The organism is Pedobacter polysacchareus (assembly GCF_019802255.1).
GTDB lineage: Bacteria > Bacteroidota > Bacteroidia > Sphingobacteriales > Sphingobacteriaceae > Pedobacter > Pedobacter polysacchareus.
Map to the genome: position 1 here is coordinate 502,842 of NZ_JAHYSS010000004.1, position 14,189 is coordinate 517,030.

Consider the following 14,189-nt stretch of genomic DNA (forward strand, 5'->3'; position numbering starts at 1 on the left):
ATGTCTAAAATAAGTGGTGATGCGTTAAATGTTGGCCTGTTGAAAAGAGTTTTTCAATACGTAAAACCTTACCGTACTATCTTTATATGGGCAATCGTATTGACAATATTGCTGGCCTTAATTGCGCCTGCAAGACCTTTCCTGATTCAATATACACTGGATCATTATATCATGAAGGGGGAGTACAGCGGATTGCTAAACATGACGATCCTGATGCTGGTGCTGCTGGTGGTTCAGGCAGGAATTCAATTTAGCCAGACCCTGCTGACCAATACCCTCGGGCAATCGGCCATTCGTGACCTCAGGATCAATGTATTCAACCACATCACCAAACTGCGCTTAAAATATTTCGACAATACCCCAATCGGACAATTGATCACCCGTACCGTTTCCGATCTCGAAACCATTGCAGAGATCTTTTCCGAAGGACTGATTGTGATCATCGGAGATATTCTGATGGTGATTGTCATCATTGGCGTCATGATTTACAGAGATTGGGCTTTAACTTTTGTGGTATTGCTGCCCATGCCTTTGCTCATGATCGCCACCTCCGTTTTTCAAAAAGCGATCAAATCTGCCTTTCAGGAAATCAGGACTGAGGTTTCCAACCTGAATACGTATTTGCAGGAGCACATTTCTGGTGTTTCTATCATCCAGTATTTCGCCAGAGAACAACAGGAATATAAAAAGTTTGTCAAAATCAATGCCCGTTACCGCGATGCCAATATCCGTTCTAACTGGTATTATTCTATATTTTTTCCGGTAGTAGAGATCATTTCTGCAATGTCATTGGGCTTACTGGTTTGGTATGGCTCAAAAAGTATCCTGGCTAAGCCAATGGATGTGACACCTGGAACTATTGCTGAGTTTATTTTATACATTAGTATGCTTTTTCGTCCGATCAGGGAGCTTGCGGATAAGTTCAATACCCTGCAGATGGGGATGGTTGGTGCCGAAAGGGTGTTCAAAGTATTGGATACCGATGAACATACCGAGGATAAAGGCACTTATGCGCCCGCAAAAATGGCTGGTTCTATTACTTTTGATCAGGTATGGTTCGCCTATATCGATGAGAACTATGTACTGAAAAACATCTCTTTTGAGGTGCAGGCAGGAAAAACCATTGCCCTGGTAGGCGCTACCGGTGCCGGTAAATCTTCAACCATTAATATCCTGAACAGGTTCTATGAAATTCAGAAAGGGGAGATTAAAATTGATGGGGTGCCAATTCAGGATTATAAACTGGATTTTCTTAGAAAAAATATTGCAACCGTACTGCAGGATGTGTTCCTGTTTTCGGATACTATATTTAACAACATTACCCTGAACAATCCGGAAATTGGAATGGAAGAAGTAGTGGATGCCGCTAAAAAGGTAGGCGCTCATGATTTCATAGAGCGATTGCCGGGCGGTTATCAATATAATGTGATGGAACGCGGTGCTACGCTTTCTGCCGGACAAGCACAGCTGATTTCATTTATCAGGGCATTGGTGTATAACCCATCTATTTTAGTGCTGGACGAAGCCACTTCATCGGTGGATACGGAAACAGAAATGCTGATCCAGCGGGCCATTGAAAACTTGATGAAAGGAAGAACTTCTATCGTAATCGCCCACCGCTTGTCTACCATTCAGAAAGCAGATCAGATTCTGGTGCTGGATAAAGGGGAGATTAAGGAAATGGGAACACACCAGCAATTGTTGAAACTGGATGGCTACTATAAGCGATTATATGACCTTCAATTCAATTCTGGCGGAATAGTATCGACCTAAAAAAAGAATTAAATATTCAGAATTGTGACCTTGTAGTCCGGCGCACTTATTGGGCCTAAACAGGGTCTTGGTAGTGGGCTGGTAGGGCCCTGCTAGGGCCAGTTTGCCTGAAGAGGCTTAGCCAGCCCTTTGATATGATACTATTGGAGGAGGGCAGTTCCTCTTTAGTCCTTCACGATTACACTAATCGTTTTGTCTAGTTTAATCGTGTGAATCACTTTTGTTCTTTCACTGTAAACGACTACTTTATTTTCATCCAGATATTGAATGAGTTTATAGGGTTCAGACAGCTGTACAAATCTCCATTGGGTATAAAACTGATCTGAAAGCGCTTTTTCCTTAGGAAGGTAAGTAATGGCGATTTCCACATCTGTGATCTCGCTGATGAAAAAATATTCATTGCTGGTGAGGACTTTCTTTGCGGTCGGAGCTTCCTGGAATTCTTTAATCGTAAGTGCTCTTAAAATATTAGAAGGCTGTGTTGGATTTCTGTTGATCACGTCTACAATCAGGTTGTTCACTTCGTTTTTGGTCGTCAGGAATTTTCCGTTTCCTATGTTAGTGATTTTGAATACGATATTAAGGGGGCTCATGGCAGGAAGTTTTTTTTGTAAAGAAAGTGGTATTTGTCATAATTATCAAAAAATTTGTAACAATGATTGGCTGATAGTGGAAATGGGTGTTTTTTGGATGATCCAAAAGGAAAGAAAAAGACGCCTTGCCAAAAATGAAAATAGATCGCCATCAAAAATAAAAATGGATTGTAATAAAAATGGTAATGAATTTGACAATCCATTCCAATTAGCTTAGATTTGCACAAAAAAAAATAGATACATGAGTGTTTTAGTAAATAAGGATTCAAAAGTTATTGTTCAGGGTTTTACTGGAAATGAGGGTACTTATCATGCCTCTCAAATGATAGATTACGGAACTAACGTTGTTGGTGGTGTAACCCCAGGCAAAGGTGGCCAGACTCATTTGGAAAGGCCCGTATTTAATACGGTAAAGGATGCGGTTGATCAAGCCGGTGCCAATGTATCTATCATTTTTGTTCCGCCAGCTTTTGCTGCAGATGCCATTATGGAAGCTGCTGAAGCAGGTATTAAAGTGATCGTTTGTATTACTGAAGGTATCCCAACAAAGGATATGATTCAAGTAAAAGAATATATTTCCGACAGAGATTGCCGTTTAATCGGTCCAAACTGTCCAGGTATCATTACTGCTGATGAGGCAAAAATCGGTATCATGCCAGGCTTTATCTTCAAAAAAGGTACAGTAGGTGTGGTTTCAAAATCAGGCACTTTAACTTATGAAGCGGTTGATCAGGTAGTGAAAGCAGGTTTAGGTATTACTACTGCAATCGGTATCGGTGGTGACCCCATCATTGGAACCACTACTAAAGAAGCGGTTGAATTGTTAATGAACGATCCAGAAACTGAAGGTATCATCATGATTGGTGAAATCGGTGGTGGCATGGAAGCTGAAGCTGCGCTTTGGATCAAAGAACATGGTACTAAGCCTGTTGTTGGTTTCATCGCTGGTCAGACTGCGCCTCCGGGACGTAGAATGGGCCATGCTGGCGCAATCGTTGGTGGCGAAGATGATACAGCTGCTGCAAAAATGAAAATTATGGCTGAATGTGGTATCCGTGTAGTAGAAAGTCCTGCTGAAATCGGAGAAGCAATGGCTGCTTTATTGAAGAAATAATAAGATCTTCTTGTATAAATCAAAAGCTCTGGTGAATTTTTCATCGGAGCTTTTTTTATTTAAGGATGACGGTATTATGGCAGTTTTGGAAAACTTTAAAAACCATTTAGCCGTATATTGTATTAAATAAAGGAGATACCGATGAAAGCCCTGATCAACAAAGCATTTATATTGGCCGGTTTACTGGTAGTCACTAGTCTAACGGCCTGTGCACAAAAAGAGAAAAAAGAACAAGTAGTCCAAAAAACAAGTAAGAATCCTATGGAATGGAATAAATTAACCAAAGCTGAAGAAGACGTAATCGTTGGTAAAGGGACTGAATACCCTGGAACCGGAAAGCTGCTGAATAATAAAGAAAAAGGAACTTATATCTGTCGTCGCTGCAATGCTCCATTGTTCCGCTCTGAGAATAAATTTGAGTCGGAATGCGGATGGCCTAGCTTCGATGATGAGATCAAAGGGGCAGTATTGAGAATTCCTGATGCAGATGGCATGCGTACCGAAATTGTATGCGCAAATTGTAAAGCACATCTGGGTCACGTATTTATTGGCGAAGGCTTCACAAACAAGAATACAAGGAACTGTGTGAACTCTATTTCTATGTCATTTGTTCCTGATAAGAAATAATCGAATTTTTCTGGAAATTACCATAATGCTCAGTGATAACTTGCTGGGCATTTCTTGTTTATCCGGATGTACTTTGCTTATGTTTGTCCTTTCACCAACAATTGTAAATATGAAGTATTGCTTATTTTTATGTTTGATGTTGTCTTTCACAGGCATTTCTGCCGGAGTCGACAATACCAGCGGAACAATAGAAGCGGATACAACGGTACGCACAAAAACAGGTTATGCCACTTATTACGCCAGGAAATTTGAAGGACGCCGGACCACCAGCGGACACCGGTACCGGGCCAGTAAAATGACCGCAGCCCACCTCAGTCTACCTTTCGGAACCATGGTTAAAGTAACCAACCTTTCCAACGGTAAAACAGTCCACGTTAAAGTGAACGACAGAGGTCCCCACAGTAAAAAATACATCATTGATCTTTCCGCCGGTGCAGCAAAAAAACTAGGCTTCTACAGTAAAGGCCATTCAAAAGTTGAAATCAGCTACCAGCTTGAATCAGAATAAGATTTCTTAAATATTTCGGTTTAATCTCTATTTATTAACATCGTTTACAAACTATGGTAATCGATAAAAAGAAATGAATACCAAAATTCAAGGTAATTAGTGTGTCAATTTCTTTTCAGCGTGTTGATAAATATGACCTCTTGTTAACAACTATTGTAAGGGAATCAGAGCGCCAGACTTTATATTTGTTATAGTAAAGTTCTTTAGTAAACCACATCAGGATTTTTAGTTAAAGCTTTAGTATTTAGTGATTTAAGATTGATGGTGAATTTTCTTCCAATCCAATTTAAAAACTGAGTATGGATAGCTTGTCCGCTGGATTCTAAGACGCTTTTAAATTATTCTATACATTTATCCTTATTAAAAAGATGCTTATGCAAGAAGAAGAAGTATTATTAAGAGAAAACAAAGATCGTTTTGTTCTTTTGCCAATTAAATATCCTGAAATCTGGGAAATGTATAAAAAGAGTGAAGCCAGCTTCTGGACTGCGGAAGAAATTGATCTTTCCGATGATCAGAAACACTGGGATAACTTGAATGATGGCGAAAGACATTTCATTTCTCATATTCTGGCCTTCTTCTCGGCAAGTGATGGTATCGTAAATGAAAACCTTGCTGTAAACTTCATGAGTGAGGTACAGCTTCCGGAAGCACGCTGCTTCTATGGTTTCCAGATCATGATGGAAAACATTCACTCCGAAACTTATGCTTTATTAATAGATACCTATATCAAGGATCCTGATGAAAAAGACAGGTTATTCCATGCCATTGATACCGTTCCTTGTGTGAAGAAAAAAGCAGAATGGGCATTGAGATGGATAGAAAATGGTAGCTTTGCAGAACGTTTAGTCGCTTTTGCTGCCGTAGAAGGAATCTTCTTCAGTGGTAGTTTCTGCTCGATTTTCTGGTTGAAAAAACGTGGCCTGATGCCAGGATTGACCTTTAGTAATGAGTTGATTTCCAGAGATGAAGGTTCACACTGTGAATTCGCATGTTTATTATATGGCATGTTGAAAAACAGATTAAGCGAAGAGCAGGTGCATGGCATTATTTCTGATGCAGTAGAAATCGAGAAAGAATTCGTAACGGATGCTTTACCGGTGGCACTGATCGGAATGAACGCCAAACTGATGTCTCAATACATTGAATTTGTTGCGGATAGATGGCTGCAGGAATTGGGTTATACCAAAATCTACAATGCCACTAACCCATTCGATTTCATGGAGATGATCTCGCTGCAGGGAAAAACCAACTTCTTTGAGAAAAGAGTAGGAGATTACCAGAAGAGCGGTGTCCTGACTTCAGCAGAAGATAAAGCAGCAGCTTTCTCTTTAGATGACGACTTTTAAAATACTGTGCTCTTTTTGAGGACAGTAACCTAAAATAAATAATTGAAATTCGGTGCCTTTGCCGGGATCTTTACCACCTCCCGATCAGCACCTCTAAAAAGCTGAAAAATATGTTTGTAATAAAAAGAGATGGCCGTAAAGAAGCGGTGAGGTTTGATAAGATAACGGCTCGCATTGAGAAGTTATGTTACGGTTTTAATGTCGAACTGGTAGATCCGATTGATGTTGCCAAGAAGGTAATTGAAGGTTTATATGATGGGGTAACGACCTCTGAACTGGATAACCTTGCAGCAGAAACCGCCGCCTCTTTAACTACGAAACATCCGGATTACGCTTTGCTGGCTTCCCGTATCGCGGTATCTAACTTGCACAAAAACACGACAAAATCGTTCTCAAAAACGATGGAAAGCCTGTATTTGTACATCGATGCCAAGACTGGAAAATCAGCTTCACTGATCGCAGATGATGTTTGGGAAGTGATTAAAGAACATGCAGATATTCTGGATAGTACCATTATATACGACAGAGATTTTGGTTTCGATTACTTCGGTTTTAAAACACTGGAAAAGTCGTACCTGCTGAAAATCGAAGGTCAGATTGTAGAACGTCCTCAGCATTTGTTCATGAGGGTTTCTGTAGGTATTCATAAAGGAGATATCGACAGTGTGATTAAAACTTACAACCTGATGAGTGAGCGTTGGTTTACACATGCTACACCAACCTTATTTAATGCCGCTACACCAAAACCTCAGATGTCTTCTTGTTTCTTATTGACGATGCAGGATGATAGTATTGAAGGAATTTATGATACGCTGAAACAAACGGCAAAAATTTCTCAAAGTGCTGGTGGTATTGGATTGAGTATTCACAATATCCGCGCTACAGGGTCTTATATCGGTGGTACCAATGGTACAAGTAACGGTATTGTTCCAATGCTAAAAGTATTCAATGATACAGCACGTTATGTAGATCAGGGTGGAGGTAAGCGTAAAGGTGCCTTTGCGATTTACTTAGAGCCTTGGCATGCAGATGTATTCAGTTTCCTTGACCTGCGTAAAAACCATGGTAAAGAAGAATTGCGTGCACGTGACTTGTTCTATGCGCTATGGGTTTGTGATTTATTCATGAGACGTGTAGAAGAAAATGGCGATTGGAGTTTATTCTGTCCGCATGAAGCACCAGGATTAGCAGATTGCTTTGGTGAAGAATTTGACGCACTTTATCAGCGTTATGAGCAAGAAGGAAGAGCCCGTAAAACGATCAAAGCTCAGGAATTATGGTTCGCCATCCTGGATTCACAAATCGAAACAGGTACGCCTTATTTATTGTATAAAGATGCGGCTAACAGCAAATCTAACCAGCAAAACCTGGGTACGATCAAAAGTTCGAACCTTTGTACAGAAATCATCGAGTATACTTCTAAAGATGAAGTTGCGGTGTGTAACTTAGCTTCCTTAGCCTTACCTAGATACGTGATTAACGGTGAGTTTGACCACCAAAAATTATATGATGTGACTTATCAGGCTACTTTAAACCTGAACAAGATCATCGATTACAACTATTACCCGGTAATTGAGGCGCAAAACTCTAACATGCGTCACAGACCAATCGGATTGGGCGTACAAGGGTTAGCAGATGCCTTTATTTTAATGCGTTTACCATTCGAAAGCGAAGGTGCACGTCAGTTGAATAAAGAAATCTTCGAAACGATTTATTTCGCGGCAATGACTGCTTCTCATGACCTTGCGGTAGTGAATGGTCCTTACGAAACTTTCAAAGGTTCTCCTTTGTCGAAAGGTAAGTTCCAGTTCGACCTATGGAATGTACAGCCAGATAGTAACCGTTGGGATTGGGATTCATTGCGCAAAAATGTAGTTAAAAACGGAGTCTATAACTCTTTATTAGTAGCGCCAATGCCTACTGCCTCTACTTCTCAGATCTTAGGAAACAATGAGTGCTTTGAGCCTTATACTTCTAACATCTACACCAGAAGGGTATTGAGTGGTGAATTCGTTGTCGTGAACAAACACTTACTAAAAGACCTTGTTGCTTTGGGCCTTTGGACTCCAGCAATGAAAGACAGAATTATTCTAGCAAATGGTTCGATTCAGGACATCGCTGAGATTCCTGATTATATTAAAGAATTGTACAAAACAGTTTGGGAAATCAAAATGCGCAGCATTATTGATATGGCTGCCGACAGAGGTGTTTACATCTGCCAGTCGCAATCACTAAACTTGTTTATCAATGCACCGAACACTTCGAAACTAACTTCAATGCACTTCTACGCATGGAAAAAAGGATTGAAAACTGGTATGTATTACCTGCGTACACAAGCTGCCTCACAAGCAGTTAAGTTTACAGTAGAGAATCAAGCCGGTAAAAACATGGAGCCAGTCATTCCTGAGCATATTGAGCAGGTAGTAGAAGAAATTACTGACGGCCCGGTTTGTTCAATGGAAGAAGGCTGCATTAGCTGCTCTGGTTAATTCCAATCTAAACGCATAAACCATCAGGGGTAAGCTTCAAAACTTACCCCTTTTTTATGGCTGTATGATGCCTGTTGAACTGAGGTTATCCACATTTTGATTTTCGTTTTTACACAGCTTGTCCACAGCTTCTACCTGGATTTTACACAATTGAATGCTCTTTTTCCACTGTTCTCCACGGTTTTTTTAGAATTACCAACAGGTTACTAACCTGTTCCCCACAGCTTGCCAACAGGTTTTACACAGGGTTATCCACACGTTTAAAAGTTACCCACAGGTTTCCCACAGCAGGTGATGAGTTACAAACAGGTTGTTCACCGACTGCCAACAGGTTGCTAACGCGTTACCCACAGGTTTTGCACAGGGTTATCCACATGCTTTTTACTTGTAAATAAGGCTTTTGTCATATTTATTAACGTTTACACAGCTTCATCTGCGATCTCGTATCTTTGTGAAATAATGGCCAAACACGAAATTATTCCATGCGAACGTTGCGGTGCACCTATAGAGTGTAAGGCCAACTCCTACACGAAATGTCAGTGCAGTTCAGTCCAGCTCAACCTGAATGAAGTACAGTACATCAGCGAACATTATGAAAGCTGTTTATGTGCGAAATGTTTGTTCGAACTTCAGCAGGAATATAGAGACCTGGTATCCGCTTAATTTCATGGCCCACACATCTTTCAAATAACAATTAGAGTGGAAATTATTTTCTGCTAACTTTGTATCACAAAATTTCATAGAATGGCTAAAGTACAGGTTGGATTGGTGCAGATGAGTTGTACCGGTAATAAACAAGAGAATCTAGATAAGGCGATCGTTAAGATCAGAGAAATCGCCGCTATGGGTGCACAGGTCGTGTGTCTGCAGGAATTATTTACTTCATTGTATTTCTGCGATGAAGAGAATTATGAAAACTTTAAACTCGCAGAGGCAATTCCAGGCCCATCAACAGATGTGCTGTCGAAAGTTGCTGCTGAGCTGAATGTAGTGATCGTAGCTTCTTTATTCGAGAAAAGAGCAGAAGGCCTTTACCACAATACCACAGCCGTATTAGACGCTGATGGTGCTTATCTGGGTAAATATCGTAAAATGCACATCCCAGATGATCCAGGATTTTATGAGAAGTTCTATTTCACCCCTGGTGATTTAGGCTATAAAGTATTCAAAACTAAATTCGCTAAAATTGGGGTATTGATCTGCTGGGATCAGTGGTATCCGGAAGCTGCCCGCTTAACCGCATTAATGGGTGCAGATTTCCTGGTGTATCCAACCGCAATTGGATGGGCAACTACTCAGGATGAAGCCACCAATGTAGAACAGTACAATGCATGGCAAATGATTCAGCGCGCTCATGCAATCGCGAACGGTGTTCCTGTAGTGAGCATCAACCGCGTAGGTGAAGAAGCTGGCGTTGCTTTCTGGGGCGGATCATTCGTTTCCAATCCTTTCGGAACGTTGTTGTATCAGGCAGACCATAGCAAAGAAGAATTGAAAGTAGTAGAACTGGACTTGTCAAAATCTGACAGCTACAGGACGCACTGGCCGTTTTTACGCGACAGACGTATCGATAGTTATTCACAAATCACCAAAAGATATATAGATGACGAATCTATTTAATGATAGTCCCAAGAAAGCAGGATACAGTTTCCCTGCCGAATGGGCAAAACACGAAGCAACATGGTTGAGCTGGCCACATAAGGAAGCCTCATGGCCAGGAAAACTGGACACGATTTATGGCCCTTACTGCGAGTTCATCAAAATTGTAGCCACAGGCGAAAAGGTAAGAATCAACATCAATGATGAGGAAACTAAAGCTTTTGCCATTTCAGAACTGGAAAAAGTAGGTGCCGATTTAAGTCAGGTGGAGTTTTTTATGAACCCAACCAACGATGCCTGGTGCAGAGACCATGGTCCGGCATTTTTGTTGAACGCAGCAAAAGATCAAAAAGCAGTAGTAGATTGGGGTTATAATGCCTGGGGTGGTAAATATCCGCCATTTGATCTGGATGACGTGATCCCAACGAAAATTGCCCGGCATTTTGACTTGCCGCTGTACCTTCCTGAAATTGTTATGGAAGGTGGTTCGGTAGAATTTAATGGTGCAGGAACAATTTTAACCACCACCGCTTGCCTGTTAAATGAAAATAGAAATCCTCATTTGACAAAGGAACAGATAGAACAATATTTATTGGAGTTCTATGGTGCTGAGCAAATCCTTTGGCTAGGTGATGGTATTGTTGGAGATGATACAGATGGTCATATCGATGACATCACCCGTTTTGTAAATGAAGATACCGTTTTAACGGTAGTAGAAAGCAACCCATTGGATGAAAACTATATTCTTTTACAGGAAAACCTGGAAGCATTGAAAGAAATGCGTTTACTGGACGGCAGGCCTTTGAATATTGTGAAATTGCCAATGCCTTCTCCAGTAATCCATGAGGATACGCGCTTACCAGCTTCTTACGCAAATTTCTATATTGCGAATGCAGCAGTGATCGTTCCTACTTTCAGGGATGTGAACGACGAGAAAGCATTGAAAATTATTCAGGAGGTTTTCCCGGATAGAAAGGTAGTAGGCATCGATTCTACAGATATTATCTGGGGATTGGGAAGTTTCCATTGCTTGAGTCAGCAGGAGCCGGCAGTTTAATTGTTACAATCATATTAACCAAACATATTTATAATGAAATTATTAGAAGGAAAAACAGCATTGATCACCGGTGCTTCAAAAGGAATCGGCCGTAAGATTGCGGAGAAATTTGCGGAGCAAGGTGCAAACGTTGCTTTTACTTACCTGTCTTCTGTAGAAAAAGGTGAAGCATTAGAGCAAGAGCTGCAAAGCTTCGGTACCAAAGTGAAAGGCTACCGCTCAGATGCTTCGAAATTTGCTGAAGCAGATCAATTGATCAATGATATCGTTGCCGATTTTGGTGCTTTAGATATTGTAGTGAACAACGCAGGGATTACTAAAGACGGTTTACTGATGCGCATGAGCGAAGAAAACTGGGATGATGTAATCAATGTGAACCTTAAATCTGTGTTTAACATTTCTAAAGCTGCTTCTAAAGTGATGATGAAAGCCCGTAAAGGTTCTATCATCAATATGAGCTCTGTAGTAGGTGTTCAAGGTAATGCCGGACAAGCGAATTATGCCGCTTCTAAAGCAGGTATCATCGGTTTTTCTAAATCTTTAGCGAAAGAACTAGGTTCCCGTAACATTCGTACGAATGTGGTCGCACCAGGTTTTATCCGTACAGAAATGACGGATGTATTGGACCCTAAAGTAGTCAAAGGATGGGAAGAAGGAATTCCTTTGAAAAGAGCAGGAGAGCCGGAAGATGTCGCAAATGTTTGCGTGTTTTTAGCTTCTGATATGAGTGCTTACGTGACAGGACAGGTATTGTCGGTTTGCGGAGGAATGTTATAAGAGATTTTCTGCGTTTATTAAGCGCTTAAAGAACTTTAAAAAGGAGTATCGGTGTTCTGGCTGGAACCTTTTGCCTGAAGGGGCAAAATTTCCTAGGCCCTCACACAGATGCTCCTTTTTTATGCGTAAAAATCTGGAAGGTGATAGGCTTTACTGTTAAATAATTTGATTTTATTTTTTAAAAATTAGCATCTTAGCCCTATACTTATGGGCAATTCCTTTAATTTTTATACGGTACTGACTTTGATCGCCTGTCTTTTATTAGGACTGCTGTTTGCTGGTGTCGCTTATCGTAAAACTGCGCATTTGGATTCCAGGTTGCGATGGTTCCTGGCTTCGTTAAGAGCGGTTGTGGTTGCGGTAATTTGTGCCTTGCTGTTTTTACCATTGATGAAGCGTTTAAGTTATCAGCTGGAGAAACCATTGATCATTATTGCGCAGGACAATTCGCTTTCTGTAGGCCATGTAGTGCCTGCCGGCTTTAACAAAGGGCAGTATGAAGCGGATTTGCAAAAATTAAGGGATCAGCTTTCTGGAAATTATGAGGTAAAAGTTTATCATTTTAGTGATAGTATAAAGAACGGCTTTGATTTTGGTAATAAAGGCAAGCTGAGTAACGCTACGGCACTGTTTAACCGATTAAATGAGGTGTACCTGAATAGGAACGTCGGCGCGGTAATTATGGCCTCAGATGGCATCTTTAACCGTGGTGGCAGTCCGTTATATGATTTAAACAAATTAAAGGCGCCGGTATATGCCATTGCTTTGGGCGATACGATTCCTAAGCGGGACCTGAGAATAGCCAATATAAATCATAATAACCTGGTTTATCTAAACAATGACTTTACGATAGAAGTGCAGGTTGAGGCTTTTGAAAGCAAGGGCGAGCTGGCAAAATTGAAAGTATTTGAAAATGGGAAACAAGTAGCTGAGCAGCAGGTGGCGATCAACAGTAATGCTTTTGCCGCCGCGATTCCTGTAAAATTGAAGGCCAATAAATTGGGTCTGCAAAAATATACCGTACAGCTGAGCCCATTGGCCAACGAGGTATCCGAGAAAAATAATACACAACAGATTTTTATAGAAGTGATTGATGCACGTCAGCAGGTATTGATTGCAGCTGGAGGGGTGCATCCAGATCTCACAGTGATCAGGCAGGCACTCAGTGCCAATAAGAATTACGAGATAAAAGTGGTTGTTGGGGAAGAGCTAAACGTACTGAATCCGAATGATTATGGTTTATTGATTTTATATCAATTGCCAGATGTACAGCGAACAGGAGCTGCTTTTATGGGCAAATTGCAGCAGAGTAATGTACCTGCCTGGTATATTGTTGGGGCGCAATCGGACATTAACCGCTTTAATGCACTGCAGAAACTAGTCAGCATTAATGGAGCAAACAGTGCCATTCAGGAAGCTTTCTCTACCGTGAATCCAGATTTTACAACTTTCAATATTGATGCTGCTGCGGTTAAGGTCATCCATGATTTTGATCCTTTACTGGCTCCCTTTGGTAAAGTGATGATCAATGGAGCTGGCTTTGTGGCCTTGAAACAGCGAATTGGAAAAATTAAAACGGATGCACCGCAATTATTTTTTGTGAATGACAATGGCCGTAAAGCCGGTTACCTGATAGGAGAAGGACTATGGCGCTGGAAATTATCTGAAGCAAAAGATGGCTTGACTCCTCCGGTATTGAATGATTTGATTGCTAAGACGGTTCAATATCTGGCAGTGAAGGACGACAAACGTAAGTTCAAAGTCTATCCTTCAAAAAATACTTTCGAGGAAAATGAGCAGGTATTGATCAATGCCCTGCTGTATAATGATAGCTATGTGGCAGTGAATGCGCCAGATGTGAGTCTGCAGTTGAAAAATGAAGCGGGAAAGGTGTTTAATTTTCTTTTTTCAAGAACAACGGCTGCTTATCAGCTGGATGCGGGGATGTTACCTGCCGGAAATTATACGTTCACAGCAAGCACCACGCTCGGCGACAAGAAATACCAGGCCCAGGGTGCTTTCTATGTGAATGCCATGATTGCTGAATATCAGCAAACGATTGCCAACCACCAATTGCTGAATAGTATGGCCATTCAGACGAATGGCAAGCTATATATGCCTTCAGATCTTCTCAAAATCAAACAGGAGATCGAAAAGAATGAAAACATTAAAACGCTGAGTTATGAAGACCTGAAATATGAAGCGCTGATAAATTTTAAATGGTTGTTTGCGATGATCATCTTATTGCTTAGCTTGGAGTGGTTTTTCAGAAAGAGAAACGGCGAAATTTAATTCCCACAGGA

The 14,189-nt window shown here is 40.9% G+C and carries 13 protein-coding genes; 12 read left to right on the forward strand and 1 reads right to left on the reverse strand.

The window, feature by feature from the left end:
- Positions 1-1,773 carry an ABC transporter ATP-binding protein gene (locus K7X70_RS13430; protein WP_222537542.1) on the forward strand — a complete coding sequence of 591 codons (1,773 nt, stop codon included), beginning with the start codon at positions 1-3 and terminating at the stop codon, positions 1,771-1,773.
- Between the two features lie 164 nt (positions 1,774-1,937).
- Here the strand turns inward: K7X70_RS13430 and K7X70_RS13435 are convergent, their stop codons facing one another.
- Entirely contained in the window at positions 1,938-2,366 is a 429-nt protein-coding gene (locus K7X70_RS13435) for a hypothetical protein (RefSeq protein WP_222537543.1), read from the reverse strand.
- Between K7X70_RS13435 and K7X70_RS13440 the strand changes: the two genes are divergently transcribed.
- From K7X70_RS13440 to K7X70_RS13490, 11 genes are all read left to right on the forward strand, one after another.
- Complete coding sequence (locus K7X70_RS13440) at positions 2,365-2,583, forward strand: hypothetical protein (protein WP_222537544.1); 219 nt, start codon at positions 2,365-2,367, stop codon at positions 2,581-2,583. The two genes, K7X70_RS13435 and K7X70_RS13440, sit on opposite strands and share 2 nt — an antisense overlap.
- 24 nt (positions 2,584-2,607) lie before the next feature.
- The gene (gene sucD / locus K7X70_RS13445) at positions 2,608-3,480 is read left to right on the forward strand and encodes a succinate--CoA ligase subunit alpha (protein ID WP_062550384.1); all 873 of its coding nucleotides are present in this window, start codon (positions 2,608-2,610) and stop codon (positions 3,478-3,480) included.
- A gap of 141 nt (positions 3,481-3,621) precedes the next feature.
- Positions 3,622-4,107, forward strand: a complete 486-nt coding sequence (locus tag K7X70_RS13450; protein ID WP_222537545.1) for a methionine-R-sulfoxide reductase — start codon at positions 3,622-3,624, stop codon at positions 4,105-4,107.
- A gap of 136 nt (positions 4,108-4,243) precedes the next feature.
- Positions 4,244-4,615, forward strand: coding sequence for a septal ring lytic transglycosylase RlpA family protein (locus K7X70_RS13455; protein ID WP_255607178.1), 372 nt, complete (start codon positions 4,244-4,246; stop codon positions 4,613-4,615).
- A gap of 374 nt (positions 4,616-4,989) precedes the next feature.
- Positions 4,990-5,964, forward strand: a complete 975-nt coding sequence (locus tag K7X70_RS13460; RefSeq protein ID WP_222537547.1) for a ribonucleoside-diphosphate reductase small subunit — start codon at positions 4,990-4,992, stop codon at positions 5,962-5,964.
- Between the two features lie 110 nt (positions 5,965-6,074).
- On the forward strand, positions 6,075-8,453 hold the full coding sequence (locus K7X70_RS13465) for a ribonucleoside-diphosphate reductase subunit alpha (RefSeq protein WP_222537548.1): 2,379 nt from the start codon (positions 6,075-6,077) through the stop codon (positions 8,451-8,453).
- Between the two features lie 459 nt (positions 8,454-8,912).
- Positions 8,913-9,116: a cysteine-rich CWC family protein gene (locus K7X70_RS13470; protein WP_222537549.1), complete on the forward strand. Its 204-nt coding sequence runs from the start codon at positions 8,913-8,915 to the stop codon at positions 9,114-9,116.
- Between the two features lie 81 nt (positions 9,117-9,197).
- Positions 9,198-10,073 carry a carbon-nitrogen hydrolase gene (locus K7X70_RS13475; RefSeq protein WP_187665882.1) on the forward strand — a complete coding sequence of 292 codons (876 nt, stop codon included), beginning with the start codon at positions 9,198-9,200 and terminating at the stop codon, positions 10,071-10,073.
- Complete coding sequence (locus tag K7X70_RS13480; protein WP_222537550.1) at positions 10,057-11,109, forward strand: agmatine deiminase family protein; 1,053 nt, start codon at positions 10,057-10,059, stop codon at positions 11,107-11,109. Before K7X70_RS13475 ends, K7X70_RS13480 begins: the two co-directional genes overlap by 17 nt.
- Before the next feature lie 33 nt (positions 11,110-11,142).
- Positions 11,143-11,886 carry a 3-oxoacyl-[acyl-carrier-protein] reductase gene (fabG, locus tag K7X70_RS13485; RefSeq protein WP_062550379.1) on the forward strand — a complete coding sequence of 248 codons (744 nt, stop codon included), beginning with the start codon at positions 11,143-11,145 and terminating at the stop codon, positions 11,884-11,886.
- A 207-nt stretch (positions 11,887-12,093) separates the two neighbouring features.
- Positions 12,094-14,178, forward strand: a complete 2,085-nt coding sequence (locus K7X70_RS13490; protein WP_222537551.1) for a hypothetical protein — start codon at positions 12,094-12,096, stop codon at positions 14,176-14,178.
- The last annotated feature ends 11 nt before the right edge of the window (positions 14,179-14,189 follow it).

Bases quoted from the DNA above. Each gene is read 5' to 3' on its own strand.
- K7X70_RS13430 (WP_222537542.1), top strand. From the start codon at position 1: ATGTCTAAAATAAGTGGTGATGCGTTAAATGTTGGCCTGTTGAAAAGA.
- K7X70_RS13440 (WP_222537544.1), top strand. From the start codon at position 2,365: ATGGCAGGAAGTTTTTTTTGTAAAGAAAGTGGTATTTGTCATAATTAT.
- K7X70_RS13435 (WP_222537543.1), bottom strand. From the start codon at position 2,366: ATGAGCCCCCTTAATATCGTATTCAAAATCACTAACATAGGAAACGGA.
- sucD (WP_062550384.1), top strand. From the start codon at position 2,608: ATGAGTGTTTTAGTAAATAAGGATTCAAAAGTTATTGTTCAGGGTTTT.
- K7X70_RS13450 (WP_222537545.1), top strand. From the start codon at position 3,622: ATGAAAGCCCTGATCAACAAAGCATTTATATTGGCCGGTTTACTGGTA.
- K7X70_RS13455 (WP_255607178.1), top strand. From the start codon at position 4,244: ATGTTGTCTTTCACAGGCATTTCTGCCGGAGTCGACAATACCAGCGGA.
- K7X70_RS13460 (WP_222537547.1), top strand. From the start codon at position 4,990: ATGCAAGAAGAAGAAGTATTATTAAGAGAAAACAAAGATCGTTTTGTT.
- K7X70_RS13465 (WP_222537548.1), top strand. From the start codon at position 6,075: ATGTTTGTAATAAAAAGAGATGGCCGTAAAGAAGCGGTGAGGTTTGAT.
- K7X70_RS13470 (WP_222537549.1), top strand. From the start codon at position 8,913: ATGGCCAAACACGAAATTATTCCATGCGAACGTTGCGGTGCACCTATA.
- K7X70_RS13475 (WP_187665882.1), top strand. From the start codon at position 9,198: ATGGCTAAAGTACAGGTTGGATTGGTGCAGATGAGTTGTACCGGTAAT.
- K7X70_RS13480 (WP_222537550.1), top strand. From the start codon at position 10,057: ATGACGAATCTATTTAATGATAGTCCCAAGAAAGCAGGATACAGTTTC.
- fabG (WP_062550379.1), top strand. From the start codon at position 11,143: ATGAAATTATTAGAAGGAAAAACAGCATTGATCACCGGTGCTTCAAAA.
- K7X70_RS13490 (WP_222537551.1), top strand. From the start codon at position 12,094: ATGGGCAATTCCTTTAATTTTTATACGGTACTGACTTTGATCGCCTGT.